The sequence below is a fragment of the Pseudoalteromonas sp. TB25 genome (assembly GCF_000497995.1).
GTDB lineage: Bacteria > Pseudomonadota > Gammaproteobacteria > Enterobacterales > Alteromonadaceae > Pseudoalteromonas > Pseudoalteromonas distincta.
Genome location: NZ_AUTI01000336.1, coordinates 1 through 539, shown reverse-complemented (window position 1 = coordinate 539; position 539 = coordinate 1). Strand labels below are relative to the sequence as shown.

Below are 539 nucleotides of genomic sequence, written 5' to 3'. Positions count from 1 at the left end.
TAGCCACAAAATCCGTTTACGGTAATGTCGGCACCTTCAATTAAACCATTTTCGTCAAAACCAACATGATAGTGATTATAAAACGGGTGGCGCTTACCGGTTAATTTAAAATCGTCGCTACGGGCTAGGCGCATTTTTACTGCGCAGCCAAGGTGGTAAACCGCAAGAGCTGCAAGGCATGCCCATGGTGCGCCTTGGGTTTCTTTACCGCCAAAAGCACCGCCCATACGGCGGGNGGTTTCTACGTTTACAAAGCTAAATGGCTTTTTTAAAATTTTAGCAACTAAGTGCTGCACCTCAGTAGGGTGTTGCGTAGAACACTGAACATGAATGCCCCCGTCGTTATCAGGTTGCGCCAGCGCTATTTGGCCTTCTAAATAAAAGTGTTCTTGCCCGCCTATGTTTATTTCGCCTTTAAGCTGGTGGGTTGCGTTATTAATGGCGTTTTCGCTGTTACCACGGTTAAGTGAATGGGGCGGCCTTACCCAATGCTCTTTGCTAATGGCTTTTTTAATATCAAGTATTGGAGTAGTTTGCTC

The 539-nt window shown here is 45.9% G+C and carries 1 protein-coding gene; it reads right to left on the bottom strand.

The features are described 5' to 3' along the window. On the bottom strand, positions 1 to 539 hold a 539-nt coding region (locus L652_RS0113345), incomplete at both ends, for a molybdopterin cofactor-binding domain-containing protein (protein WP_029770299.1).